Annotated in this window: 17 protein-coding genes; 12 read left to right on the top strand and 5 right to left on the bottom strand. The window is 63.7% G+C overall.

Annotation, left to right across the window (positions count from 1 at the left end):
* From KA354_13655 to KA354_13665, 3 genes are all read right to left on the bottom strand, one after another.
* Window positions 1-891 (bottom strand): hypothetical protein, encoded by an 891-nt coding sequence (locus tag KA354_13655; protein ID MBP7935687.1) that lies wholly within the window; start codon window positions 889-891, stop codon window positions 1-3.
* A 13-nt stretch (window positions 892-904) separates the two neighbouring features.
* Entirely contained in the window at window positions 905-2,092 is a 1,188-nt protein-coding gene (locus tag KA354_13660) for an undecaprenyl/decaprenyl-phosphate alpha-N-acetylglucosaminyl 1-phosphate transferase (protein MBP7935688.1), read from the bottom strand.
* A gap of 106 nt (window positions 2,093-2,198) precedes the next feature.
* Window positions 2,199-2,621, bottom strand: a complete 423-nt coding sequence (locus tag KA354_13665; GenBank protein ID MBP7935689.1) for a GNAT family N-acetyltransferase — start codon at window positions 2,619-2,621, stop codon at window positions 2,199-2,201.
* Window positions 2,622-2,925: 304 nt separating this feature from the next.
* Here KA354_13665 and KA354_13670 point away from each other — a divergent pair, with 304 nt between their 5' ends.
* From KA354_13670 to KA354_13680, 3 genes are all read left to right on the top strand, one after another.
* A complete protein-coding gene (locus KA354_13670; protein MBP7935690.1) occupies window positions 2,926-4,350 on the top strand; it encodes an adenosylhomocysteinase in 1,425 nt (474 codons plus the stop codon).
* A gap of 205 nt (window positions 4,351-4,555) precedes the next feature.
* Complete coding sequence (locus KA354_13675; GenBank protein ID MBP7935691.1) at window positions 4,556-7,741, top strand: hypothetical protein; 3,186 nt, start codon at window positions 4,556-4,558, stop codon at window positions 7,739-7,741.
* 159 nt (window positions 7,742-7,900) lie between these two features.
* A complete protein-coding gene (locus tag KA354_13680; protein MBP7935692.1) occupies window positions 7,901-9,157 on the top strand; it encodes a serine/threonine-protein phosphatase in 1,257 nt (418 codons plus the stop codon).
* A gap of 225 nt (window positions 9,158-9,382) precedes the next feature.
* Here the strand turns inward: KA354_13680 and KA354_13685 are convergent, their stop codons facing one another.
* On the bottom strand, window positions 9,383-10,903 hold the full coding sequence (locus KA354_13685; GenBank protein ID MBP7935693.1) for a DUF2961 domain-containing protein: 1,521 nt from the start codon (window positions 10,901-10,903) through the stop codon (window positions 9,383-9,385).
* 224 nt (window positions 10,904-11,127) lie between these two features.
* Between KA354_13685 and KA354_13690 the strand changes: the two genes are divergently transcribed.
* Window positions 11,128-11,451, top strand: coding sequence for a hypothetical protein (locus KA354_13690; GenBank protein MBP7935694.1), 324 nt, complete (start codon window positions 11,128-11,130; stop codon window positions 11,449-11,451).
* 110 nt (window positions 11,452-11,561) lie between these two features.
* Here KA354_13690 and KA354_13695 read toward each other — a convergent pair whose 3' ends face one another.
* Complete coding sequence (locus KA354_13695; GenBank protein ID MBP7935695.1) at window positions 11,562-15,653, bottom strand: hypothetical protein; 4,092 nt, start codon at window positions 15,651-15,653, stop codon at window positions 11,562-11,564.
* Window positions 15,654-16,453: 800 nt separating this feature from the next.
* On the opposite strand from KA354_13695, the gene KA354_13700 reads away from it, so the two are divergent.
* From KA354_13700 to KA354_13735, 8 genes are all read left to right on the top strand, one after another.
* Entirely contained in the window at window positions 16,454-17,095 is a 642-nt protein-coding gene (locus KA354_13700) for a class I SAM-dependent methyltransferase (protein MBP7935696.1), read from the top strand.
* 168 nt (window positions 17,096-17,263) lie between these two features.
* Window positions 17,264-17,776, top strand: a complete 513-nt coding sequence (locus tag KA354_13705) for a bacterioferritin (GenBank protein MBP7935697.1) — start codon at window positions 17,264-17,266, stop codon at window positions 17,774-17,776.
* 231 nt (window positions 17,777-18,007) lie between these two features.
* Window positions 18,008-18,208 (top strand): hypothetical protein, encoded by a 201-nt coding sequence (locus KA354_13710; GenBank protein ID MBP7935698.1) that lies wholly within the window; start codon window positions 18,008-18,010, stop codon window positions 18,206-18,208.
* Between the two features lie 394 nt (window positions 18,209-18,602).
* Window positions 18,603-18,758: a hypothetical protein gene (locus KA354_13715; protein MBP7935699.1), complete on the top strand. Its 156-nt coding sequence runs from the start codon at window positions 18,603-18,605 to the stop codon at window positions 18,756-18,758.
* A gap of 11 nt (window positions 18,759-18,769) precedes the next feature.
* On the top strand, window positions 18,770-20,941 hold the full coding sequence (gene pilM / locus KA354_13720; GenBank protein MBP7935700.1) for a type IV pilus assembly protein PilM: 2,172 nt from the start codon (window positions 18,770-18,772) through the stop codon (window positions 20,939-20,941).
* Between the two features lie 83 nt (window positions 20,942-21,024).
* Complete coding sequence (locus KA354_13725) at window positions 21,025-22,524, top strand: hypothetical protein (protein ID MBP7935701.1); 1,500 nt, start codon at window positions 21,025-21,027, stop codon at window positions 22,522-22,524.
* Between the two features lie 21 nt (window positions 22,525-22,545).
* Window positions 22,546-24,630, top strand: a complete 2,085-nt coding sequence (locus KA354_13730; GenBank protein ID MBP7935702.1) for a hypothetical protein — start codon at window positions 22,546-22,548, stop codon at window positions 24,628-24,630.
* A gap of 254 nt (window positions 24,631-24,884) precedes the next feature.
* On the top strand, window positions 24,885-26,998 hold a 2,114-nt coding region (locus KA354_13735; protein MBP7935703.1), incomplete at its 3' end, for a hypothetical protein.

The raw sequence follows: 26,998 nt of genomic DNA on the forward strand, positions 1-26,998 counted from the left end.
CTACTTCCTGCGTATCAAGGCGACAAACCGACGATGGACGTGTTCGAGGGCTGCGGTGTCCGCGATGACCAGAAGGGTGGTGGCCAGTATGCCGCCGCAGGTGGGGATACTGCCTGCCCATCCCCGCGGCCACTCTCCCCGAGTGAGCATGACGACGGCGACGATCGCCCAGGGGACGATGGTCAGGATCCAGGCGACTTCGGCGATAGCTCCGGCCGGGGTTCCCGGTTCTTCGGCGGGTGTTGAGGGTGCGGGTGATCGTTGCTGATCCAGCAGTCTGATCTGACTCTCGAGGTCCCGGGCGACGCGGTGCACGGCGAACATATGGACGATTGGGATCAGGGAGAGGAAGGTCCAGAGGGGTGGCCCCAGGCGGACATGCTGCAGGGCCCGCTGGCCAAACGGCAGGAGCAGGATGAACACGGCTCCCAGGGCGAGATACACGGCGCCGAGGACCGGTTTCGACAGACTGACTCGCAGGAACACGCTCAGTATCGGGGTTCCGGCCATCAGGGCGAGGAGGAGCAGGGCGACCGTGCCAGGCAGGCAGGCCCTTGCCGTCAGCCACCTGCGCTCACGGTTAGAGCCGACGGTGGTGGCAGGGCTTGTTCGTGGCTCGCCCTCGCCGCCGGGGGGACTTTGGGCGTTTGCCAGCAGGCTCAGGTCGGTGACGATCTGGACTGCCCACCACAGGACCAGAATCTGATCCAGCGAGCAGATGCCGGCCAGGGCAACCAGGGTGGCCGATCGTTCGAGTTGCCGGGCGATGAACACGATCAGGGCTACGAGCAGGAGCACCATGAGGACCCGGGTGATCACCAGGAACTCGATACTCCCGTCGGGGAAGAATCGAAACCACCGTTGCCGTTCGACGAGAGGGCCGTTGCTCATCACCTTAGCCTGCTCATGAAGGACTCTTGTCGGCGCTGGAACCGCGTGTGCTGTTCTCGTTTTGCCGTCGGTTCTCGATACCGACCATGTCGAACTTCCACACCGCAGCCACGACCCCCAGACAGGCAAGGCCGTAGACCAGGATTGCATACCGGGTTCGGAGGAAGATCACCGAGATCCCGATCAGCACGAACGCCAGGGTCAGGAGATAGCTGATGACCACGACCTGCCGGACGCTCAGGCCGCGGTCGCGGAGTTGGTCGTAGAAGTGGCTGCGGTCGCCGATCATCAGCGGCTTGCCGTTTCGCCATCGCCGGGCCAGGGTCAAGAGCATATCGGCAATCGGCAGGCCGAAGACCATGAGAGCGCCGATCATCCAGAGCACGAGTTGGACTTCGGCGAACAGCAGGATGAGAACGGCGGCATTGAGTCCGAGCAGCATGGAGCCTGCGTCGCCGAGGAAGATCTTGGCCGGGTTCATGTTGAATGGCAGGAAACCGGCGGCTGCTCCCAGCATGGCCAAAGCGAGGACGATCCGTTCGTTGTTCACGTCCACGTTGGAGTACATGCGCAGGTGGATGGCCAGGATGGCGAAGCCGATCGAGATGATGCCGAGTACCCCCGCGCACAGGCCGTCGAGGCCGTCGATCAGGTTGGTTGCGTTGCAGGCTCCGACGACGATGAAGAGCACGATCGGCACCGAGTAGACCAGTTCCAGCCAGCGGTCCAGGGGCTCGTTGCGAGGGACGATCAGCCCAGTGAAGACCTGGATGATGTGGTCGCCGAGTCCGAAGAGAAGTAACCACACGGCCACAGTGATATTGCACGCCAGCTTGATTGTAGGGCGCATGAACCGAAGGTCATCGAACAGGCCGACGAGCATGGTGGCCGCCCCGGCTGCCGCGATGCCGAGGATCTGGTACTTCTGCACGGTCACGTGGGCGTCGAGCAGGGAGACGAGGATGCCCGCGAGCCAACCGGCGAAGACCGCGACGCCGCCGAGGTAGGGGATCGGCACCTTGTGTGGCTTCAGGAAGTCGTCCGGCTGGTCGACAATCCCGTTGCGAAGGGCAACATGCCGGCAGAGGGGCGTGACCAGCAGTGAGACGCCGAGCGACACCGCGACCACGGGCCAGAACTGGCCGAGGATCGCTTCCCAGGTGGTTGTTGCGGCCCCAAGAACGAAGTCGACGCTCACCATGGTCCGGATTGTCCTCGACCCGTCGCATTTCGTAAAGAGCCAGCGCCTGGGGTGCATCCTGAGCTCACTCGGGACCCTCGAGTGTCACCGTGATTCGCTCCTGGCCTCACCGCGGCCTGAGGGTGACAGCGCGGTGACCGAAGCCGTACCGGCGATAGAAAGGGAGGACCTGTGGGTTGCCCCAGACAGCGACGCGGGTCCTGGTCTGAACGTGCTCGTCATCCAGCCACCCAAGGGCTCGGCGGATCAGAGTGCCGCCGATGCCTCGGTCCGGATGTTCCGAGTGCACGCAGAGGGAGTCGATCTCGCCCGCGCCGGCGGTGTCGATGGAGCTGACGCAATAGCCGGAGTATTCGACAGCGGGTCCGCCGTCGCCCTGGGAGGGTGTCCCCCGTGCCCGATAGTTAGCCGGCGGGGTGCTGGTGTCACCTGGGTGTGGTGACCAGCGCCTGGCCAGGTCGGCTTGGAGCTTGGCCCGGGCGGCCTTGTCGATCAGCGGTTGTCTCCGAGATTTGAAGGCGAAGGTCACGAAGCTGTCGGCGAAGTACTCGGATACGGCCTGATGGTGGCGGTTGAGCTCCTCCCACAGGGGGGCGAGTGTGTCGAGCAGCTCGATACCGCCGGTGATGCAGGTGATGTCGGCCGTGATGGCCGGAGTATAGCCGCACGAGCCGATCCTGCAGCGGGTTGTCGTCGTTTTGCGGGGTGCGGTGCTGGGGTTGATGCGGCTTGAACGTTGGGCCGGTTTGCCCTATTATTCGTTTCCTTCAGGGCTTATGGTGCGCATGCCGCCGACGATTTGACGGGTGTTAATCCTTGTGGAGTAAATACTGATGGCTACTGCGGTTACGGATTTCAGAGTCAAGGACATCTCGCTGGCCGAGTGGGGTCGCAAGGAGATCGGGATCGCCGAATCGGAGATGCCCGGGCTGATGGCCATTCGGGAGGATTACGCGGCCCGCAAGCCTCTGGCCGGGGCGAAGATCACCGGTTCGCTGCACATGACCACGCAGACGGCGGTGCTGATCGAGACGCTGGTTGCGCTGGGGGCGGAGGTCCGCTGGGCGAGCTGCAACATTTTCTCGACCCAGGACCAGGCGGCGGCGGCCATCGCCAAGGTTGGCATTCCGGTATTCGCATGGCGGGGCGAGACGCTGGAGGACTACTGGGACTGTACGCTGCGGGCCCTGACCTGGCCGGATGCAGACGGGCCCACGGGGATCGTCGATGACGGCGGCGACGCGACGTTGCTCATTCACCGGGGGCACGCTTTCGAGTCGGAGCACGCCAAGACCGGCAACCTGCCGACGCCGTGCACCGACAACAAGGAGATCGAGATCATTGACAAGTTGCTGATCAAGGTTTTGCAGAAGGACCCGCAGTGCTGGCACAAGGTGGCCAGGCGGGTGATCGGGGTGAGCGAGGAGACGACGACCGGCGTACACCGGCTGTACCAGATGGCCAAGAGCGGCGAGCTGCTTTTCCCGGCGATCAACGTCAACGACTCGGTGACCAAGAGCAAGTTTGACAACCTGTACGGCTGCCGGGAGAGCCTGGTGGACGGCATCAAGCGGGCGACCGGCGTGATGGTGGCGGGCAAGAAGGTCGTGGTGCTGGGCTACGGCGATGTGGGCAAGGGCTGTGTGCAGTCGATGAAAGGGCTGGGCGCGACCGTGTTCGTTACCGAGATCGACCCGATCTGCGCGTTGCAGGCGGCCATGGAAGGTTACCAGGTGGTGACCATGGACGAGGCCTGCAAGTTCGGCGACATTTTCGTCACCGCGACCGGCAACGTCGATGTCATCACCCGGCAGCACATGGATCAGATGAAGGACGGGGCCATTGTTTGCAACATCGGGCACTTCGACAGTGAGATCCAGGTCGATTCGCTCGCGAATCTGACATGGGAGGAGATCAAGCCGCAGGTCGATCACGTCATCTGGCCGGACGGCAAGCGGATCATCGTGCTGGCCAAGGGTCGGCTGGTGAACCTGGGGTGTGCGGCCGGCCACCCGAGCTTCGTGATGAGCAACAGCTTCACCAACCAGACTATCGCCCAGCTCGAGCTGTGGGAGAACCGCGGCAACGGCAAGTACGAGCGGAAGGTCTACACCTTGCCCAAGGTGCTGGATGAGAAGGTGGCCATGTTCCACCTCAAGAAGCTTGGCGTCCACCTGACCCGGTTGACTGAGAAGCAGGCCAAGTACCTCGGCGTGCCGCAGCAGGGGCCGTTCAAGCCGGATCACTACCGGTATTGATCAGTGACTGGAAGTGTCGAGCATGGTCCTGACGGCGGCGAGTTCGCTCTCCGCCGTCAGTGTCTTCTCGGTCCAACCGAAGAACGCTCCATTCCGCCGGGATGGGGATGTGTCCTTGTCGTTCGCGGAGTCGAGGCGCGGCCCACTTCTCCAATTGACGTGGACCCCGCGGTATGATGGCGTCGGCTCACATGGAGGATGACCGATGCCGCGTGCAACGCTCCGGATGCCGCCGGCTGTTATTTCCCTTTTCGCTCTCTTAGGTGCTTCAGGGGCTGCTGGTCCGCAGGAGCCGGAGGTTCTGCAACGATGGACGTTCACCACCCCGGTTGACCTGGCCGCGTGTCAGGGCCTCCATCATCTCAAGGATCTCACCGTTGTCGACGGCCGGTTGAAGATGACGATCGCTGGTCCGGACGCGTTTTTTTCATTGCCACCCGTCGACGTGCCTTTCGACGGCCTCAGGCTTCGTGTTCGGATGCGCAGTGACCGTGACGGTTACGCCCAGGTTTACTGGCAGCTGGCCGATGCCCCAGGATTCACCGAGGCTCGTCAACTGACCGAGAACACTCCCGGCCGGCCGGCCATTCCTCCCGGGAGTCAGGACCGGGACGGCTTTTTCACCGTCGAGTTTTCTCTAGGCGGCCCGCTCGACGCCGGCAGGCGACTGACCGGCGTGCGACTCGATGTCTGCAACGACAACGTCGACGGCACCGTCGAGATCGCCGCCATTGAGCTTGTGCGCATGCCGGCCAGGTGGGCGGCCACGTGGTCCTCCGGTTCTGCCCACACCCCGGTCGGGGCCGAGGTGGAGCTGAAGGTCACTCTTCGCCAAACCAGTGGCCGGAGTGTACAGGAGGAGTGCGACTTCATCTTGGCCGAAGGCAACGCCCGGACGGCAAAGACTACCCCGGGCGCCCCGGCGGCATTGACGACCAGGCTTCATTACGACCGCCCCGGTGTGCACACAAGCTCGGTCCGAATTCTGGGATCATCCCACCGCTCGCTCACCGATCTCCAGACATCAGTGATTGTGGGGGAGGATGAGACGCTTCCCCTGGCCGGCGGCATCCGCAATGACCATGTGCGGCTCGACTTCATCTCTACTGCGGACGGCAGGGGTCTCGGCGCTGCCCGGTGGATGGTTCGTGACCATCAGGATCACTGGCGACTGGCGGGCTGGTTGCTGCCGCTCGCTGAAGTTACGGTGTGCGAGGCGGACGGCAGTATCGTTCGTCGCCGTCCGACCTTTGGTCTGGCCGATCGCACTTCGAGCAGCGCCCGGCTCAGTGGCGTGATCGCGGATCTGCCCGGCTGGTCGGTTGAGTTCAAGCCACGGATTCTGGAGAAGAACGGGCTGGTCGCGATTGAAGTGGTGGCCACCTTGGTCGGTCCCGAGGGTGGCCGGCTTCTCGATTTCAGTGCCCCGGTGCTGCTTGCAGATCGCTGCGCTCCACCCGCCGCTGCCGGGCATGCCTCGGCTGCTGCCGACCCGCTGGATCGCTATGCTGTTTTCGGCGGCCTGGAGCTACTTGAGCCGGGCTGGCGATCATCGAGCGACCGGGCGGTTGGTCGCCGATTCGCCGATCGTTGGACGCCGCACCCGTTCAAAGTCACGCTGCCGATGATGGCTGTCGAAGCTCGGGGTGTGACCGCCGCCCTGATGTGGCAGCCGCGGGATGCCTGGTGCGGCCGGAACGACATGCCCGCTGCCACCTTCGCCTCGCCCAATTTCCTCGACGGCCAGTTGAACCACCTCATGCGACTCTCCGCCCCGTCGATTCCGGCATGGCGAGACGAGAACTCATCTCTGGCCTCAAGGCCGTTCGTGATGGCGACCCCGCAGCCGGTCACCCTTCGGGCAATGCTGTACGCGGAATGCGATGCCCCGGTGGTCGGAATGGGTCGGCGTTGGTATGAGCTTTTGGGCACACCGGTTCCACCCCCGACTCCTCACGATGCCGCCACGACGAAAGAGCTGATCGCCCAGCACTTCGGCCAGACGATGTACTGGCCGGCCGAGAAAGGGTGGCGTCATCACTGGTATCTGGACAGGCGTAGCGAGTTCATTCCCCTCATGGCAGGGGAGTTGATCAGTCATAAACTGTTTACAGGAAAGACGTTATGGCTCGATCGGACCGGGCTGGTGGGCCGAACGCTGATCGACACGATGGTTCCGCTGGCTGTCCGGGCGGCGAATGCCGGGCCTGCGAGGGCGGCCATCGCAGGCCTGCGTTCGGACGGAACTTGGCCCTACGCGGACACGCCCGAGGTGCGTGACCAGACGCGTCGGTTCAGCAAAGGTGAATACGCTTCTTTGGGTGAAGGTGGAAGTACATCCCTGGGTACCTGTGTTACGCCGACGCTGCTGGTACTTCAGCATGCGTTACTCACCGGTGACGAGGAGTCGTCACGAGCTGCCTTGAAGGCCCTGGAGGCGATGAGGCGGTTTCGCGTTCCTCGCGGCGCCCAGACGTGGGAGGTTCACAAGGACATCCCGGATATTCGGGCGGCGGCCCTGGCGGTTGAGGCCTACCAGCTTGGGTATCGACTTACGGGAGAGGAGCGGTATCTGGACGAGGCGAATTACTGGGCCTGGTCCGGGGTGCCGTTTCTGTACAGTTGGCACGTGCCGATCGAGGCGATCCCCGGCACGATTCGGGCTACCCGCAGCCGAGACGACTGGCAACTGCAGGTTATTCCGGCGGCCGAGGCGTTCCAGAATCCCAACCGGCAGGTGACTCCGTACGGTTCCGTTCCCGTTCTGGGTCCGAGCTTCTACGCGATCAGCTGGTTTGGCGTCATCGTGCAGTGGTGTGGTCTGGAGTGGGCGGCCAAGGTTATCGAGCTGGATCACAACCGGCCGGATCCTCTGCTCCGCGTCATCGCCGAGGGTGTGGTCGGGAGTGGATGGCAGCAGATCTTCGACCGCGAGCCGTGGGTGGGTCTTTATCCTGACGTATGGGACCTGCACGCGAACCGGGCCCAGGGGGCGTTGATCTGCGCCCAACTGCCGCTCGCATGCCTCAAGGCCCAGGGTCGCCTGCCCCGGTGGACGGACCCCTGGACTCGAGTCGTGCCGGACGGATGGGGCGGGAACCGCTGGCACGTCAGCGGCTGGGGCAGCCCGCCCGATCTGCGGGCACCCCACCCCGATACCTTCTGGGCCTTGCCGCTGGACTATCCGCCTGATCAGCCCAATGAGCTGGTCATCACGCGGGTATCCCGGCCCAAGAGAGTTCACGTCGGCGGCCGGCTTCTCGACGCCCGTCCCTCCACCGCTGGGCGGGGTGAGCAGGAGCCGGGGTGGGCTTACCACGCGGCGTTTCAAGCCCTCGTGATCCGCTTCATTCAGCCGGCCCCGAGAACGGAAGTACTTGTCCAGTGGTGAGAAAACAAGCCGGAAGTTATCGGAGTGACGTTAAGTCGCGTCTGGTTTCCGCCGAATCAATGGATGCCGATTTTGAGATGGGTATCTGGGTGGGGCCGCGACGGACACCCCGGTCATGGGGTCCCAGGCGGCCTCCGTGGATAGGGTGGACCGACTCCCTTGGCAACGCCGCACGTCCAACTCATTGTCGATCACGGGATGGCTCCGCCACAGTCGCTCAAGACTGCTCTCTACCGGGTCAACGCTCGGGTTTCGATCCGTTCTCTGGACAAGGCCCTGACCAGTGGCATTCCGGACAGCGCCGATGTCTGTGTCATCCTGCCCTCGGCGGCATGCTCGTCGGCCGCTCTCGAACGCCTGGTGACCGAGACCTCCGCTCGAGCCTGCGCCACCCTGGTTCTCGATGAAGACGGCGCCAGTCGCGACGAAGCGACCCTGGCTCGCGGCGGAACGACTTTTTCCGGTGAGGTTGGCAGTCCGGTGACGTCCACTGGGCGGATGCTGCTTCCGATCCAGCCGTTCAAGCGGGCGCCGTTGAACGCCGACGAGCTGACCGGGCGAATCAAGGCCCTGTGCGAGATTCGCCGGCCGCTTCGCAGGATGCGGGAGGAGATTGCCGAGCTGCGCCGCGATCGCCCGCCGCGGAGCACGATTCACACCGATCTGGATGAACAGATACGGCTCGCCGGGCAGATCCAGAATGACCTGCTGCCTGAGCCCATTGGCGATGCCGCGCCGCTCAGCATCTCGACCCTCTATTTGCCAGCGGACTTCGTCAGCGGCGACACTTACGATATCAGCCGGCTGGACGAGGACCGGTTCGGTTTCTCCCTGGCCGACGCCACTGGGCACGGTTTGCCGGCGGCGTTGCTGGCGATCCTGGTCAAGAACTCGCTTCGCGGCAAGGAGATCGTCGACGGCTCGTACCGGATCATTGAGCCGGACGAACTGCTTACTCGCTTGAACCAGGATCTGCTGTCCGCCCGGCTTCGCCAGTGTCACTTTATCACTGCGATGCACGCGATCTTCGATCGTACCACCAGCCTGATCCGCTGGGCTCGCGGTGGGACGCCGTATCCGATCCTGTTCCGTGAAGGTCAGAGACCTCGCCAGATCCGCAGCGGAGGCGGTTTGCTGGGAGCGTTCGAGGATCAGGCCTTTGAGGTCGCGGCCCATGCCTTCGAGCCGGGCGACGTCCTTTTCTTCTACACCGACGGCTTGGAGGCCTTGTTGCTTCAGAGAAACGAACCGCGCGGCGAGGATGCCATTCTTGCCACCGACTGGATCGAGCGGTTCCGGACCTATGGTCCCGAGGTCGCGCTCGATGAGGCCCGCCGCCGGGCGACTGAACAGCCGTCCTACGACTGGTCCCGCGATGACATCACCGCGATCGCCATTCGCATGACTGGCGAGTAACCAGACCCGTCCGGTTTTCGCGGCTCCCAGCCTCTGTCGGCGAAGAAGCGGGCTATGCGTTTTCTTGATGCTGCCGTGGCCCGGAGGCTCCTGCTCGAGAGATGCAGACGGCGGGCCGTGTCGAGGGTGAGTCACTAATCCGCGAACCGCGCTCGTCCGAACCGTCCGGGCCACGGCGAAGGGGTGGTCGTGGGAGGCTGGACACGGCTCGTCGCTTGTTTTCCCTCACCTCTTCGCGGGCACGGCGTACAGCGTGACCGCCTCGATGGTGACGGCATCCGCTCCGAGGAAGTAACCCTTGGAGGCGGCGTTCTTGCCGACGCATTCGAACTTGAGTTCGTACGTTCCGGCGTCGAGTTTGACGCTGCCCACCTTGAAGTTCTGGGAGACGATGGTTGGGCTGTAGAGATCGACGGCATCCATACCCTTGAGCGGCCTGCCGTCCAGGGAGACCTTCCAGGTACCGTAGTCGTGTGACTTGGTCAGTTTGAGATGGGCAAGCCCCTCGATGGGCTTGTCCAGCTTGATGGGTACAGCCAGTGTGGACTGCTGGCCGGTGAACTGGACGAACAACTGCTTGTTGGCGCTGTAACCGCCATCCTGAATCTCGACCCGGGTGTCGGCCGGTGTCATCTTCACATCCGCCTTGGCCGATTCGAGTTCGATGCTGATTGCCGGCACGGTGCGTTCCTCGACCGGGGGCATGTTGGCGAACCGCTTGGCGACACCGGTCTGGTACCAGAAGGCCACTGAGCTGTAGAGATCGGACCGCTCCTCATAGCCGGAGACCAGCTTTCCGGTGTCATCGAACATGCCGCCCTTGTGCTCGATCTCGACGCGCAGCGACTTGGTGAACCGAACCGGGTCCTTGGTGTGCCAGCGGTAGGCGGTGCATCGGTCACCGACGTCATAGCCTTCCCAGATGACCACGCCGTAATATGGTCGCATGAACTCGCGGAAGCCCCAGGCGTCGTTGAAGTAGTCCTCCGTCCCGGTGCCCTTGATGGTGGGTTCCTTCTCGCCGTCGATGTAGAAGAAGTCGTCGCCCTCGCCGAACCATCCCCCGCTTCGGGCCTGGGATGAGAGAACCGTGCCGACGTACAGGCCGGCGCCCTCCGTGTCCAGCAGCAGGTAGTTCTGGCCTTTTTTAGCCGGGTACTCCTGTCGGTATTGAGCATGGAAGTAGGCGGCGTCGGCCGGCAGGGAGGGCATCTTGTCGTAGTCCACCTGGAAGTAGATCGCATTGGCGATGAATTTCTCTGAGTCGTTGGTGAGGGTGATGCGGGCGTGTTTGCGGAAGGGCATCGGCCAGTAGCAGTTGTAGGCCCGGCCTTCGGAGCTGACCGCCACGAGTTCGGAAATGACGTTTCGGCACAGGCCATGGCCGACTGCGAAGAAGTCGCCGAGGGGTGCCTCGACGGCCGGCTGATCCTGTCCGTCCCAGAACATTCGCAGGGTGAGCGAACGTCCGTACTTGGGATCTTCGGCGGCGATAGTGAACCAGATATGACGGATCACACCCGGGCCGTCGATATCGGCGATGGTGACGGTATCGCCCGCCTTGAGATATCGGCAGTCGCCGTTGCCGGTCTGCCAGTTGAGGTCGGAGCTGGAGGATCGGCCGGTGCGCACGTCCCGCAGGCGGTACAGTTCATCCTGCCCGTCGTCGGCCATGGCGGTTGGGCCGCACACAAGGATCACTATTGTTGCCGCCATCATGGCTGCCAGGGTGGGGTGCCGTCGCATTTGTGAGTCTCCTTGTTTCAGGGTTTTGTCGTTCGGGTTCCGCCATCGGGTCTCCGGGGTGGAACCGGGCACACCATACTCGCCGGACGCGCCGATTGGCAAGCCGCGTGCTTCCCTGTATACAATGACCCGGCCAAGGCGGGGCGGCTCAGGGCCTTGGTGTTTACGGCCAGGGTGAGACGGGGGAGCGATAGCACGGCGGGAGCGTCCTTCGGGGAGGTTTGATGAGCACGCTGCGAGAACGAATCGAAGTGCGTCTTCAGGAGCGAGTGGGGTGCATTCTCAGTGAGGCGGGCAACCGGTTACCGGCCGATGCCTTCAACACCCTGTTTGCCCGGCTGGATGAGGTTATCCGGATTGTGGCCCAGATACGGGACTTTTCCACAGAGCCGTACTACCAGAGGCTACGCGAGGTGGTGTGTGCCCGCTGCCGCGAGGATGACCAAGGCCGCTGCATTCGTCGTGAGGAAGGCGAATGCGGGCTGGACGAGTACTTCCCGACCATCGTTGCCATCATCGAGCAGGAGTTCAAGGCCGACGTCGGCTGACGGGTGCTGCCCTGTGGGCCGGGTGTAGATATGAAGGGGCCACGGATGCGTTGCCGCACCCGTGGCCCGTTGCGCTGATAGGGTACAATAGCTTTTCGCCGGTCAGGCGATCACGGCTGGCATTCGGGCTTCAGAAGCTCGCTCCAGGTAATGGTCGGACCGGTCACGCACTTCAGGAACTCGGTGAAGTCCATGGGGTCTACGTCGGTATCCCCGTCCTTATCGAAGCACTTGCACACGCTGCCGGTGTAGGCGATTGTGTCGCCGGAGAAGCACGCCTGGAAGACGCCGAAGTCCATCTGGTCAACGTCGCCGTCCGCATCGGCATCGACCGACGGGTAGGCACACGAAGTGAGTCCGACATACATCTTGGCCGCATTCTCCGTGTTGACCGGGATGCGAACGAATCCATCCCCGGCTTCGTTCGGCAGGACCTCGTCGAAGGAGACGGCGTACCCACCGACGCCCTGGTTGTACTCCAAGGTGAACGGATACAGGCCATCTTCCGGGGCGTTGACGTAGAACGTTACGTAGTATACCCCGTGGTTCGGGCCGGACTCGCCCGGGGTCTTGCCGCCGATCCAGATCCGGAAGCCGTCGTCACTGGGTACTTCGAAGATGTGGCCGCCCTTGGTCAGGGCCAGGAGGCCCGTTGCCCGCATGGCGAAGGCGTTCGGGCCCACGCCGGCCGGGAACGTCGCCTCCGGGAAGACGACCGTATCGAAGACCTGGTCCAGGGCCAGCGCCCCGGTGTAGTTCAGGCTTGGCACGTTGTCCAACACCGAGGCGAGCAGCTCATGAGCGGCAAAGAGCGTCCTGTATTTGTCGTGGCCGATGCCGTACTCATAATCGCCGTTGATGAAGGTGGCGTTAGCGAACTGGATCCGGGCGCCTGGATCACCGTGCCGGTTGATGTCCCCGACCTTCGAGTTGAGCGGAAGCTGACCGGGATCCGCGTACTCGGTGGTGAGCGGCGTGGTCTTCAACGCCCGGTAGACCTTGACCCGTTTGGGGCTGGGGTTCTGGTTGGGGTCGTTGATCAGGGCGGCGGTGATTCCGTCGGGCAGATACTGGAGCAGTTCCACCTCGGAATTGCCATTCCGCTCGAAGTAATCCATGCGGATATCGTAGACGCCGGGCTCTTGGACGTAGAAGAAGCCGGGCGTGTTGTCGCCCGCGCCGCTGTTGATGTTGAAGTAGGCCACGGGCTTGCCCGCCACCCACACAATCGAGCCGTCATCGCAATTGGTGTTGAAGGCGTAGTAGCCGGAGACGGAGAAAGCGGCGTAGCCCTGGAAGCTGATGACATAGTCATCATTGTCACCCGCCGTGAGCAGCGGACCACTGTCTGCCAGGAAGCTGCTGATCAGCCGGTCGGGAGTGTTCTGCGGGGCGGTGGCACTGGCGTTGAAGTTGCCCTGGGGCGCCTGGCCGTTGTCCGCGTAGTTGATAGAGAACGGCGTATCGGTAGCCCTGGGGTAGGCGCTCGAGTTCAGGCCGACCAGGTCTCCTTGGACCAGCGCCGCGGTGAGCCCCATGTTGTTGTCGGTGTTGGCCGCGGACTTGACCAGGGTGGCATTCCAGCCCAGATCGGCGTCCTGGACGTCGCTCAGGGTGGCGACCTTACGGTCGGCCGGAATGTTCCACTTGTTGGTCTCGCTCGTCCAGGCGTACGCGCCGCCGGCAATAGACTGGTATGCCTTGACGGTGGACAGGGTGCTGTTCACCGAGACGTAGGTGTATCCGGTGGCCGTTGGCGACAGTTCATAGAAATCGATGAAGTTGGGGGGGCCATCGCCGATGCATTCGACCCGAACGGGGTAGACGCCGGGCTCGGATACGCTGAGGGACAGGATGAGGTTCCTGCAGCACGGGGAAGTGAGGACGGTTTGCTCCCCGAAGCGAACGTACATGTCGTCGTCGGCGTTGGCGCCCAGCAGGTATCTGCCGGCTGTCGGGAAGACGAGATAGCCTTCGGCCCGCAAGCCGTACTGGCCGGCACCGGAAGTGCCGATCCCCGGGAAGTCGACTCCGCCGCCGATGTTCCCGTCACCCTCGCCGACGCCGCGGTAGTTGATGACCTGTGAGGTCGTTCCTGGAACCAGGTTGTCGAGGGCGTCTAGGAAACCGAGGCAGGTTTGGCGTACGTCGCCGTCGCCGCCGTTTTGCTTCATGATGATGCCGGTGGTATTGCTGAGACCGCCGGGGTAGCGGACCCAGACGGTCTTGATGTTGAAGCCCGTGGGCTGGCCGTCGACGACGCTGGTATCACCGGCCTTCTGGGTGGGCGAGAGGGCGACATCCGGCAGGACGGGCGGGGTTGCGGTGTACGAATCGACGTAATCTGGGGCGGCCGCGCCGTTCCGCAGGCCGAAGACGACCGGCTGGTCGGCGATGCCCCAGGTGGTATTGCCCACCATCAGGTAGGGGATCATCGGGCTGTCGGTCCGACGGTAGAACTCCATGTAGGCTCCGCCTCCCCAGTCGAACCAGAGGATCTGGATGGGATAGACGCCGGCCTCGTCCACGTGCAACGTGAAGTGGCTTCCGCCGTTGAGGCCGGACGAGAACGTGCCGTCGGCCGGGCTATAGGATACGATGGTGTTTCCGATCCGGATCTCGTAGCCGTTGTCCGAGTTCATGCACAGGTCGTAATCCTTGTTGCCGCTGGGGAAGTAGATCCAGCCCTTGGCCAGAATGCCGATCCAGGTGAGGTTGAGGCTCATGCCGGGAGGCAGCCGGTCCTCGCCGAAGTTGCCGGCCAGGCCGCCGCCCGAGGCCCCGGCGGTATAGTAGTTGAGGTTGGGCTCGCCGGTCTTGGTGCCCAGAGTGAAGCCGCTGTCTCGCTGCGACCGGATGGAGCCCTTGAACACGTCGAGGACGGTGGTCAACGTTCCAACCGAGGTGGCCGGGTACACGATATAGGAGGAGACTTCCCAGCCGGGCTGAGTCAGACCGGCGGTACCGGTTTGGACGCGCTCGCTTACCGGCAGCGTGGCCGTTGCCGTACCCGGGTCGAAGGTCGGTGAGCCGGGTGGATAGGTGACCGGATCGGTTGCGGTTCCGGTGACCGCGTTGGTCTCGACGTGGACATTGTCCACCTGGGAGAGGTGGGTTGAGCCGCTGCGGGCGGCGGAGAACCCGAAGGCCGCCCCGGTGCTGGGCCAGGGTCCGACGTAGGCTTCGACCATCAGTTTGCCGTCGACGGGATCGTCACCGACGTCGTAGCCGAACGAGAAGGCGGTCTGGCCCGCTGGGACCTGCGGATCACCGTTCGCCTTGGTGGCCGGATCGACCTTCAGGTAGACCCGCACGACGCCCAGGCCGCCCTTGTCGGGATCGTTGTAGTAAACGGTGAAGTGCAGGGGTTGGTTGTTGTTGCCGACGGCGCACCATGCGGAGTTGGCCGCATTGCCGTTCGGATTTGGAAAGGGGACGGTGACGCCCTGATCCACGTTGGTTTTCAGACTGGGCACGGTGATGCCCAAGCCGCTGAAGGAGCCGTTGTTGTCCCACATGCGATAGAGGTTGATGCCGACGTGCTTGTTGTCCTGGTCGCCGCTGCCGGAATTGCCGCCGCCGGTGTTGTTGTACACATCGACTTCGACGCCGAAGCCGTTCTGATCGTAGCCTTCCCGGCCGTAGGGCAGGCCGACGATACGAACCGTCTGGGTGTTTTCGACCGGTTGGACGGTAAAGCTGAAGCCATGGGTACTCGTCCCAGTGCGGCCGGTGCGCATGGCCAGGTCAAAGGCGGCCTTCATTTTGTTATTCTGAAGGTCCATGGGATAAGTGCCGCTGTAGGTGGCCCCGGTGCCGGTGAAGGTCGCTCCGCTGGCGAAGGCCACGTCGTAGCTCCAGCCGGGATGGAGGATGGTGAACCGCCTGGTGCCCGACCAAGGCACGGCGTAGTTGACCGCGCCCAAGCCGTTGGCGACGGCGGATATGCTCGCCCACCCGGCGGGATCCGCGGTCATCACTTTCGGATCATTGGAGGTGCCGACCCACACGATATCGTTGCCGCTATTGGTCACGACCCAGCCGGCTGGGGTGGCCCCGTCCGCGTCGGACTCGAAGTCCGTGCTGTAGCTGAAGCTCGGCGCCGCCCAAGCGGGCGCGACCGCCAGGGCCACAAAGCCAATGCAGACACCCCAGAGGCAACTCCTCGAGAAGGGTTCTCCTTTCCCGTTTGACCTGCGCATGTCCTTTCCTCCAGAAATGTGGGAAGCTCCTCGGCGTTCGCGCCGCTGCGATCGCCACTGAACTCCGCAATGTCAACAAGACCGAAATGCCCGCGCACTATCACCCTCGCCCGAGCGCGCGCGACAGACTCGGACGCCTACGAATGAAGCTGATTGGAGGCGAGCGGTCTTTCCACCGTCAGGCCGCATATCCCGCCGACCGATTCCAACCGGATTGACCCTAGGACCGCTTGCGCTGCGGGAACACCCGTTCCAGCAGTCAAGGCTTGCTCTTTCCCATGGTGGGTCTCCTCGGAGCCAGAATCGCGAGATGAACTCCCGGTTGTGCCGGGAAGTACGATGGCATTATATCGTGCCAATTCCCTCGCGCCTACCCCGGTTTCCGGTCTTTTTTCGGACGCGATGGCCAGCCAGATCTGGCGACTGAGGGTTGGGAAGGCCACGGGACGCGGTGGTCCGGGCGAGAGGCAGAGTATCTCTTCGAGGTCGCGCACCGGTGTCGTTCCGGGGTTGCCGGATTGGTGATGCGGAGTTGCGGCCCTGGCGTCGGAGGGGGCCGTTTCCTGACTGGGGAGGGCTGTGGTTGATCCTCGCGTTGTCGCTCGCGGTGACCTCGGGGGTCCTGGCCGTCGCAGGGGTGAGGATTGCGGCTGCCCGGTCTCCGCTCTACCATCTCAGATCCGAGGTTGTTCAGAAGGGCGGTATCTATGCAGGCCTGCCAGCGACGTTCTAGGATGCGGCCTGCGGAGACGTTGGTTCGCAGCCGTCAGGGCGGCATTCGACTTTGCAGGAGTGGCCTTGTGATTGCCAGTCATTTCGATACTGCCGCCGCGACCTGGGACGCCGAGCCGCGGCGTATCGCCTTGATGAGGGCGGTGGGGCAGACGATCCTGCGGGAAGTCGGGCCCACGAAAGAGATGGACGTTCTCGACTACGGGTGCGGGACGGGCCTGATCGGTCTCTTTCTCCTGTCTCACGTGCGCAGCGTGACGGGTGCGGACAGTTCTTCCGGCATGCTCGAAGTGCTGCGGAAGAAGCTCCTTGAGGGCGGCCTTGAGACGATGCGCGCCGTCCACCTCGACCTGGAGCGTGACCCCGTTCCGAATGAACGCTATCAGCTGCTCGTCACCAGTATGACTCTGCATCACATCGCCGACACGGGCCGGGTGCTGGGTGCCTTTCATGACCTGCTGGTTCCTGGCGGGACTCTCTGCATTGCGGACCTGGACAGCGAGCCAGGCGTCTTCCACACGCCCGAGGCGGCGCCCAGCGTCCGCCATCACGGCTTCGACCGAGGGGCGCTTAAGAGCCAGCTCTGCCGGATCGGTTTTCGAGAGGTACGCGATGTCACGGCTCACACCATTCGGCGCCGGATGGAGGGTGGCGAAGAACGGGACTTCCCCGTGTTTCTCGTCACCGCCCGCGCCGGCACGAGAGCATGAAGGGGCCGGGGGGGCGGCGGGTAGAAAGGTGAAGGCCTTGTCGCCCTCTGGTGATACCGGTAATCTGGTGGGTGCTTGGCGAGTCGAGGGGCATCGCCGGAGGTTGAGCCGCGATCGCCCCTGGTGGGCGAGGCGGTTGCGGGACACTGGATCCCAGAGGAGAGCACGATGGATCGGAAGAAGAGCATTGAGCTCCTGAACAAGGCCGTGGCGGATGAGCTTCAGGCGGTGCATCAGTACATGTACTGGCATTTTCATTTGGATGACCAGGGTTTCGGACCCTTGTCGGCCATGTTGCGGCGCATCGCGATCGCGGAGATGGGTCACGTCGAGCGTTTGGCCGAGCGCATTCTTTTTCTCAAGGGGGATGTGGACATGGTCGCCGCAGCCCCGGTCCAGCGTATCACCGAGCCTGACGCGATTGTGGCCAAGGCTTGCGAGTTGGAGCAGGGTGCCGTGGTCGAGTACAATCAGTATGCGTTGGAGTGCGCCAAGCTCGCCGATTCCGCGTCGAAGCAGCTTTTCGAGGCCCTGGTCAATGACGAGGAAGGTCACTTTGACGAGTTCGAGAAGCAGTTCGACAACATCAAGCGGTTCGGGCCGAGCTACCTGGCCCTGCAGTCGTTCAGCGGGGGCGCCTCGGCGCAGGAATCGTCGCCTGGAGCATCGGAGGGAGCGTAGTCGGTTATACCGGTGGCTGCCAGCCTGAAAGGGGGGGCGCTGTTTGGGCGACACGATACCCATCTGCCCTCGGGTCAGTCGGCGTGGTCTCGGCCGGGCGGGTGTTCATTCGCGCAGGCCGGAGTGATCCGCGCCCCGGCACTCCTTTCGCCTGGCCGCGGTCGCAGGGCTACTCCTCACGATATTCGGGATGGTGAGACGGTGAACGTCGCCGGTCACGGCAGGGGATGGATGGCAGTCAACGCTTTTCCGGTCATGCTGTCACCGGTCAGGTGCGGGCCCGGCCGCGACCTCGCGTTCGACGGGCACGTCGAAGGGCTCAGCCCGAGCAAGCACACGCTGGTCATTACCCTTTTGCAGGACAAGACGGAGGCGTCCCGGGGCCGTTTTCTGAATGTGGCCGGGTTTGAGGTCCTCGGCGAGAAGTGGTGATGTCGAGGGCTCCTTGTTCAGTTCGCGGCGGGCTCGCGGCATTCCGGTCGCCATCCTTGCGGTAGGGGCTTTTCGGGCGGGGGGCAAGCCAAGGCAAAGGGTCGTCGGCGCCGCCCGGCGTGTCTCTCGCCGGCCTGTGGTCACCGGGCACCTCTCCTGAAGCCGGTTTCATCCCCCCCATCTTTGGGGGGCAGGGGTGGCCATGCCTGTCCGTGACACTTAGCGTCGTGCTATGCTTGCAGCGTAGGGGCCTCCGGGCCTTGGGGGGGGGTGGTTTGCCCTCGTCATGCCTTCTTGACTTTCGCGGGTCAAGAAGAAATACTTTATTGGTACGAAGTCCTTCAATACAGTCCCATAACAGGGAGCACTCAGGCAAGGTCATACCGAAGTCTGCATGCTTGATCGGCCCTCCTGGATCGTCGGCGGATTGGCCTTTCACATCTGGCCGGCCGAACGGACGATCGACGTGGTTTTTGGTGATTGCCAATTCGCCCGCGATGGCGACAATAAGCGGTTCGGCGAACCTGCGATGCAGCGGGCCTGTGTGTAGAGGAGAGTCTCATGGCGGCCACAAAACCAGTCTGGGGCATTGATCTGGGTCAATGTGCACTGAAAGCCCTCCGCCTGCGAGCAGCTGGCGACAAGGTTGAGGTTCTCGATCACGTCTACATCGAGCACGGCAAGATTCTTTCCCAGCCGGACGTGGACCGTGCGGCCCTCGTGGCCGAGACGATGAAGAAACTGATCGAGAGCCGCCCGGATCTGCCGAAGGAGACGATCGTGGCGGCGGTACCGGGTCAGCACACCCTGGCCCGGTTCATCAAACTCCCTCCGGTCGACAAAGCCAGCAAGCTGCCCGAGCTGGTTCGGTTCGAGGCCGGCCAGCAGATCCCCTTTGCCATGGAAGAGGTCATCTGGGATTACCAGATCTTCCCGTCCCAGGCGGCCGAGACCGAGGTGGGCATTTTCGCGATGCGCCGCGAGCTGATGGGCGACCATCTGCGGTTTCTGTCCGACCTGAACATCGAGCCGATGCTAGTTCAGGCGGCTCCGTTGGCCCTGTACAACGCCCTCCAGTATGACGGGCTTTGCGGTGGGGGCAGCGAGGCGGTGGCCATACTGGACATCGGGGCCCAGAACACCGATCTGCTCGTGGTTGAAGGTGACAGCCTGTGGACCCGCAATATCCCCATCGGCGGGAACAATTTCACGGACGCGATGCTGGAGACCTTCAAGCTATCGTTCCGCAAGGCGGAAGATCTGAAGCGCAAGGCCGGCAGCCACAAGTATGCCCGGCAGATTTTCCAGGCCATGCGGCCGGTGTTTGCCGATCTGGTGGCCGAGGTTCAGCGTTCGATTGGGTTTTTCACCTCGTCGCGTCGCGGCGTGAAGCTCTCCAAGCTGATCGCGATGGGCAACGCCTTCAAGCTGCCGGGAATGCCGAAGTTCCTTCAGCAGAACCTTGGTCTGGACGTCATCCGGCCGGGGGCGTTCAATCGCATGACCATCGGCTCGAGCCCGAACACTCCTGAACTGATCGACCAGTTGCTGAGTTTTGGCGTGGCCTACGGCTTGGGCGTCCAGGGCCTGGGCTTAGCGAAGATCACCAGCAACCTGTTGCCGCCGGAGATCATCAAGCAAGTGATCTGGCGGAAGAAGGCCCCGTGGTTCATTGGGGCGGCGGCCTGCCTGGCGTTGTCGGCGGGCATGATCTGGGGTCGCAGCTACTCAGACCAGGCCGCCCTAGGCAAGCCCGTGGAGACGGCTTCGCCCCCTGGCAGCGTCGATGAAGCGATGCGGATTCTCGAGAGCCCTCCCGATGCGGACGCCAAGACGGCCGCCGCCAAGACCGTTGCGGCCGCCACCTTTCTGGGCAACGAGCTGTCCAGGATCGAGGGTGAGATCAGCCAGCAGATCCAGAAAGTCCAGAATGTGGACAAGCTTCAGACCAACAAAGTGGTCTGGCCGCGGTTGCTGAGCATGGTGGTTTCGGCGTTGCCTTCGCCTGATCCGGAGCTGAGCAAGGCCATGAACGAAGGTCCGAAGGCGTACAAGGAGGTTGTCACCTCCAACCCGCAGTTCGAGCGGACCAAGCGCAAGCAGGTTTTCATTCAGAAGTTGGACAGCCGGTACTCGCCCGACGTTCTGGCCGAGATGGAAGCCCTGAAGAAGGGCGGTGGGACGCCGGCGGGTCCGGGGAGTTTGGGCGGTCTGGGCGGCTTGGGTGGAGGATCTCCGGAGGCGACCGGCGCCGGGCCCAAGCCGGGCTTCCTGGTCACGCTGGTCTGCCGAACGCCCTACGCTGGTGGCGACAGGGTGGCCGGGCTCCAGTTCATCAGTGACGTGTTTTTAAGGAATCTTGAGAAGGCCGGGCAGGGCAGGCAGGAGTTGCACTTTGGGAAGCCCCAGATGATCGGATTCCAGATGGTCAAGGATCTGGGTGGTGCCGGGGGTGCGGCTCCCATGCCGGGAAGGTACATGCCCCCTGGGCCGCGTGTCACTGAGGGGGGGGCGGGTCCGGGTCCCGGTGGCTTCAACACGATTGCCGTCGACAACACGTTCAAGGATCTGGCAACGGGCGAGTCGATCTCAAACGACTGGCAGTTCGAAGTGGTTTTTGCGGCCGTGATTGGCCCGCAACTGGCCGCCGCGCCGGCGCCGGGTGGCACTCCACCGGCCGAGCCGGCCGAGCCGGCCGAGCCGACTGGGGATGCTCCGCCGCCACCGGCCTGAAAACGGTCGGGTTCAGGAGCGACGAGGGGTTTGGGGCTGGTTCGAGGGCTTGCGGGGTGGGAAGACAGCCAAGGAGTTGAGCGATGCAACAGATCATGCAGTGGGTCAAGGGTCACCTGGTCGAGGTGATCTGCGGAGCGGTCGGCCTGGTGGCGATCACCCTCATTGTCCTCGGCATCCTCCTGTCGGACGTGAACGCTGCTCTGGCCACGGATGCCCAGCTGATCAGCTCGTTGAGCAGCATCAAGCCGGTGAACAAGGCGATGATTGATGCGGCCAATGCCCGGAAGAACAGGACCGTCGAGCAGACCACCGCCGCCCTGAAGAAGGTGGCCGAGATTGGCAAACATGCTCCGCTTCTGGAGAAGCTTTTCCCTGAGCCGGCGACAGGCAGTGAGAATCTGCCCTTCCGGTTTGCCCATGAGTTCGCCAAGGCCCACAAGGCGATGGTGGAACAGCTCAAGGCCAAGGATGCTCCCACGCAGGAGGAGGTCAGGGAACTGGCCGAGAACATGGCTACGGAGCAGGCTCAGAAGAACAATCAGCAGGCGATAGGTGCCCGAGGCGAGGCCCCTCTACCGATCGAGATGGGTCCTGTTGGCGCGGGGCGTCGTGGTCCCGGGCCGGGTCCGGGCCTGGGTGGGCCGCCGCCGCGGGGTGGACCGGGGTTCGGCGGGCCACGAGCAGATTTGACCCAGTTGCGGCCGAACATGACTGCCGAGGAGATGGTCAACGAGATTCCGGACTGTCGGGCGGCCGTTCAGCGTGCCCGGTCGATTTACTGCTATGCCAACGAAAGGACGAGTTTCGATCAGCGGCCCGCCGTCGAGAACGTGCAGAAGCCTTCGATTGAAGACATGTGGTACGCCCAGGTCTCGTTGTGGATCCAGCAGGATGTGGTGACTGCCCTGGCGGGCCTGAACAACCGGGTCGCGGCGGCCATTACCGCCCGAAGCCAGGAAGCGAACGCCAAAGACAAGGAAGGGCCATATGTTGGCAACCTCCCGGTCAAGCACCTGCAGAGGTTTGTGGTGACCGGATACCTTCCGCCTTCAGCGGGGGCGGGTGGTGGTGCGGCCTCGCCCCCCGGCGGCACGCGGGGCGCGCTGGTTGGTGGTGGCGGCATGGGGCCGGGTGAGGCGTTTACCAACACCGGCAGCAGCGAGACCATGGATGTGGTTCACTTCACCGTGGAGTTGGTGGTTGAGGCTCGGATGTTGCCGTCGGTGATCGACGAGATCTGCAAGGTCGGCTTCTACACGCTGCTGTTGGTGAACCTGCAGGAGCAGCCTCCCAGCCCGGTTCCCGCGGGCTACGTTTACGGTCCTTCGCCCACGGTGCAGGCCCGGTTGGTGTTTGAGGGCGGGTTCCTTCGCGACAACTACGCGAACCTGATCCCCAAGAAGGTGGTTGCTGACATTGCGAGCGGGGTGGCGTTCCAGGGTGGCGGCGGTCAGGGTGGGGGAGGTGGCCCGTCGTATGGACCGCCGGTGGGGCCGCGTAACCTGCCGCCGATGATGATGGGGCCGGAGGGGGCTCCACCGCCGCGACGTGGGCCGCTCGGCAGGCCTGAGGGTATGTGAGCCAGGACAGGAGATCCGATCATGGCCAAGCAGAACGTGACCTTCATTGAACGGCACGTTGAGAAGATAGTTCTGGGATTGACCGGGGCGGTGGTCCTGGCGATCGCGGCGATGTACGTGGTGGGCACGCCTCACAGCACCAGCGTCAGCGGTGAGGATTGCACCCCGAAGACGCTCATCGGGAAGATCGCCGAACAGACGGAACAGACCCGCCAGAAGGTGAAGAACGCTCGGCTGACGGATACGGGCGACCAGACGACCGTGACTGCGCTCAAGGGTGATCTGAGCACCTACGATGCGAACGGCATCGCCAAGGATTTTGGCGTGCCCATCGTGCCGCCGGGTGTCGCGATTCCGCGGACGGATCGAGAGATCGACCGTGCTGGCAAGATCCACCTCGCCAGCGTGGCGGCTCCGCGTTCACTGGTGGGTTTTTCAGGCCGCGTCTCGGCGAGGCTGGCCGCGCCTGAGACCGTGGATCTCAGCAGGACGACGGGTGCCCCTCAGCTGGCTCCGACCGGAGGATCCGGCACGATCATCGGGATCACTCGGGACATTTTCTGGGCCACGCTGTTTGCCTCGGTGCATATCGCCGAACAGCGCGAGCTGTTCCGCCAGGCCATGTACGAGGGTAGTCGCCAGGATCTCATCATTACTCGGGTGGAGGCCGAGCGGGCCATGCTGTTGCCGACGGGCGAATGGGGCGAGCCGGAAGTGGTCCAGGGTTACTCGCCGTTCGTGCTGACCGCTCCGGAGAGGGTGCCGCTTCACGACGCGGATGGTACGCTGGCCATCCAGCAGACGGACGGCGACACGATTGTCGCCTATCGGATGGCCCTGGAGCAGGTGCAGAGCCAGGAGCAGATTCTCCGGCCGGCGTTTTTCGAGAACTTCACCGACGAGCGGTACGGCTGGAAGCTGCCGGAGTCGTTGCCCGGTCTGGAGCTTGATCTAGCCCAATTCGTTGGCGACTCGGCCGGGGGGGCGGGGGCACGGCGTCCGCTGGGCGGCTTTGGCGGCCCCGAGGGGTTTGGCGGCTTGGGGCCAGGCCCGATCGGCCGGCGTGGCGTTCCGGAAGGAGCGGGACGAAGGGGTCCGGGTCCCGGTCCGGACCTGCTTCCCCCGGGGGGGCGAGGTCCTGCCGGCGGTGCCAGGCGTCCCGAAGGTGGTCCGGAGAGCAGGGGTCCGAATGTTCGGGCCGAGCTCGCCAAGACGCTCAAGGAGGCGAAGGAGGACATTGACAAGAAGAAGTACCTGGAGGCTGAGGAGAAGCTGCAGGGCCTGACTCAGTACGCTTCGTCCGGGGAGTTGAACAGGACCCAGGTTGAGGAGATCGGCAAGCTGCTCAAGGAGATCCAGCCCGAGGTGGAGAAGCTGCTCATCGAGAAGCAGAACCAGGAGCGCGTGGCGGCGGGGTCGACCAACCGGGTACGCGACATCGAGCTGCTGTGGTTCAACGACATCTCCGTCACTCCCGGCCAGACCTACCGCTACCGATTGCGTCTGGTGGTGTTCAACCAGTACATCGGGCAGGCGGCCAAGCTCATCGACGCCCAGGATGCCGGCAGGGTGGTTGTTCGAGGCCAGTGGTCCAGCTGGTCGGAGCCGATTCAGATCAAACCTTCGCTGTACCTGTTCCTGACCTCCGTGACCGACGATGGGAGGAAAGCGAAAGTGGCTCTGCGGGAGTGGTTCCGCGGGGACTTGAAGGGCGGGACGGCAGACAAGGAAGTCGGCGAGCTGGTGGCCCTGAAGGCGGATCGCCGGGATCTGTCGTACGATGCCATCCTGGCGGGCCTGGAGCCGAAGCGATCCGCATGGCTGCGTAACGAATCGCCGGAGGGCAGACTCACCTTCACCGAACGGCAGGGCGGGGCGGCGGTTCTGATCACCACGAGCGGCGAAGTCGAGGAGCGGTTTTCGCCGGTCGATGCCCGAAAGAGCGGTCAACTGGACAAGGAGTACAAGGAGGAGAAGGCTCGGCTCAGCGAGAACGAACCCACGGTCGGACCGGTCAGGCCGCCGAGGCCGGAGATGCCGCCGAACCCCACCGACCGGCTTCGCGGCACGGAGCGGAGCCGGCCGAATCGCGGTCGAGGGATGTGAGCCCCTGCCGCCGGGCTCTTGCCTGGCGGTAAGATGTTTTGGACTAACAAGTTAGGGTAAGTGCCGAGCCGAGGTGCGGTTGTGGCCCACTTTCAGGTCAGAGCTGGCGTGGCGCTCTGGCATCGTATGCGGACGTAGGGTAAACTGCTGCGCCGCCGCGGGATGAGCTGCCGGACTGGATGCCTCCCGTGCGTGGGTGGAGTACCGACCTACCTTGAGCCCGTGTGTGCGGGCGAGCCTGAAGGAGGCTGTCTGTGAAAGCTGGTCAGAACAATTGGCGATGGCTGGTCGCTGTTCTTTGGGTGATGGCGTTGGCGGCCCCGGTCTTTGCGGATGCGGCGCAGGATCTGGATAAGGCGGCTCGCCTCTACGAAGAGCATCAGTACCAGGAGTCACAAGAGCTGCTCCTTCAGGTCAATGTCGACCAGCTGAACGCTCAGCAGAAGCAGCAGCGGGATGAACTGGCGGAAGCGTTACGCACGGCGGTCAACCAGGCGAACAAGGCCAAGCAGAACCTGGAGGATGCTGAGAAGGCGCTCGCTGCGGGTAACCGAGACGCGGCCGAGAAGAGTCTCAAGGCGATTCAAGACAATCCGTACGCGTCGGCCGCTCAGAAACAGCGAGCCCGTGAAGGGCTGGCCACCCTGGCCAAGCAGCGTGACCTGGACCGCAAGGTTGCGGCCCAGGGCGCTCAAGCCAAGCCGGCGGCCGTGCCCACCACCAAGCCCGCCGCAGCCCCCGCCAAGCCGGTCACGGTGACCACGGTCAAGCCAGCCGAGACCACCAAGCCGATCACGGTGACCACGGTCAATCCGGTCAACACGGCCAAGCCGGTCACGGCCACCGCTGCCCGACCGGTGGGCAACGCAGGCAAGGCCCAGACCGATCGCAACCGGGCGTTGGCCTTGGAGGCGATTCGCGAAGGTGATGCCGCGGGCAAGAAGGGTCAGTGGGATCTGGCCGCCTCCAAGTTTGAGGAAGCCCTGCAGTTGTGGCCCAACAACGCTGAGGCGGAGAAAGGCCTGGCCCTGGTTCGCCAGCAGCGTGGCGCTGAAGGTGGCGTGGGCAAGGATCTGCTCGATGAGGCGGTACTGCGTCGCCAGGGCCGGTGGGAGCGGACGGAGACGCTTTTCAGAGACGGCGAGCAGGAGATCAAGCAGCTGATCAACGAGCACAAGTACGTTGAGGCCCGGGAGCGGTTGGATCAGGCCACCCGGCTGCTGGAGGCCGGGCGGCGCGATGCCGAGAGTCCCGATCGGTATGCGGCCCTTGATTCGCGTGCCAGGGCCCTGGGGCGGTTCATCGAGCAGGAGAAGAGGGCTCACGACGAGGAAGATGCCGCCGCCAAGCGTCGCATGGCCATGGACAAGGAGCGGGATCGGACCATGTCCATCCGCAAGGAGAAGGACGAGCGCATCGCTCAGTTGATGGATCAGGTCATGGAGCTGCAGAAGCAGCGCCAGTACCACCAGGCTGCGGATGTCCTCAAGGAAATCATCACGATCGATCCGACCTATCAGAACGCCGAGTTCATGCTCCGCGTGGTGGAGGACTATGCGATCGTTCAGGACCAGGCCAAGGGACGGCGGAGGTACCTGAGCAAGTTCCAGGAGACTCTTCAGCAAGCCGAGATCCAGCTGGAGCCGACCACCGCGGCCAAGGATGACAAGTGGGTCGTCTATCCTGACGAGGACGAATGGCGAGTGATCGCGAATCGTGACCCGTTCGGTACCGATCTCAGTCTGACCGGTGAGACGGAGCGGGACAAGTATGCCCGCGAGCAGCTTGACACCATCATTCCCGAGCTGGAGTTCCCGGAGGGTACCACCTTCGATGACGCGGTCACCCAGCTGAGGCAACTTGCCAAGCTGGACATCATTCCGAACTGGAAAGTGCTCGAAATCTACACGATTGACAGGACCACGCCGGTGGGAGGCATCTCTTACCGGAGCAGCTCGGTCAAGGGCATCCTCAGCGACATGCTCGACAAACTGGGTGGGGCCGAGACGGTGCTCGGCTATGACATTGTCGAGGGGCAGATTCGCATCTCGACGGAAGAACACCTCGCCAAGAACATGGAGACCCGCGTGTACGACGTCGGTGATCTGCTTGCCGACGTGCCCAGCTTCAGTGCCAACAGCGGGATGAATGGCGGCATGATGGGCGGCATGGGCGGCATGATGGGCGGCATGGGCGGCATGATGGGCGGCATGGGCGGCATGGGCGGCATGATGGGTGGCATGGGCGGCATGGGCGGCATGAGGGGTGGCATGGGGGGCGGGTATGGTGGTGGCGGCGGCTATGGTGGCGGCGGCTATGGCGGCAATAGCTCGTCCGGGGGTGACGATGACGATGATGACGCCAGTAC

The sequence above is a fragment of the Phycisphaerae bacterium genome, assembly GCA_018003015.1.
Taxonomy (GTDB): Bacteria; Planctomycetota; Phycisphaerae; order UBA1845; family PWPN01; genus JAGNEZ01.

Bases quoted from the DNA above. Each gene is read 5' to 3' on its own strand.
- KA354_13655 (MBP7935687.1), bottom strand. From the start codon at position 891: ATGAGCAACGGCCCTCTCGTCGAACGGCAACGGTGGTTTCGATTCTTC.
- KA354_13660 (MBP7935688.1), bottom strand. From the start codon at position 2,092: ATGGTGAGCGTCGACTTCGTTCTTGGGGCCGCAACAACCACCTGGGAA.
- KA354_13670 (MBP7935690.1), top strand. From the start codon at position 2,926: ATGGCTACTGCGGTTACGGATTTCAGAGTCAAGGACATCTCGCTGGCC.
- KA354_13675 (MBP7935691.1), top strand. From the start codon at position 4,556: ATGCCGCGTGCAACGCTCCGGATGCCGCCGGCTGTTATTTCCCTTTTC.
- KA354_13685 (MBP7935693.1), bottom strand. From the start codon at position 10,903: ATGCGACGGCACCCCACCCTGGCAGCCATGATGGCGGCAACAATAGTG.
- KA354_13690 (MBP7935694.1), top strand. From the start codon at position 11,128: ATGAGCACGCTGCGAGAACGAATCGAAGTGCGTCTTCAGGAGCGAGTG.
- KA354_13695 (MBP7935695.1), bottom strand. From the start codon at position 15,653: ATGCGCAGGTCAAACGGGAAAGGAGAACCCTTCTCGAGGAGTTGCCTC.
- KA354_13705 (MBP7935697.1), top strand. From the start codon at position 17,264: ATGGATCGGAAGAAGAGCATTGAGCTCCTGAACAAGGCCGTGGCGGAT.
- KA354_13710 (MBP7935698.1), top strand. From the start codon at position 18,008: ATGGCAGTCAACGCTTTTCCGGTCATGCTGTCACCGGTCAGGTGCGGG.
- KA354_13715 (MBP7935699.1), top strand. From the start codon at position 18,603: ATGCTTGATCGGCCCTCCTGGATCGTCGGCGGATTGGCCTTTCACATC.
- pilM (MBP7935700.1), top strand. From the start codon at position 18,770: ATGGCGGCCACAAAACCAGTCTGGGGCATTGATCTGGGTCAATGTGCA.
- KA354_13725 (MBP7935701.1), top strand. From the start codon at position 21,025: ATGCAACAGATCATGCAGTGGGTCAAGGGTCACCTGGTCGAGGTGATC.
- KA354_13730 (MBP7935702.1), top strand. From the start codon at position 22,546: ATGGCCAAGCAGAACGTGACCTTCATTGAACGGCACGTTGAGAAGATA.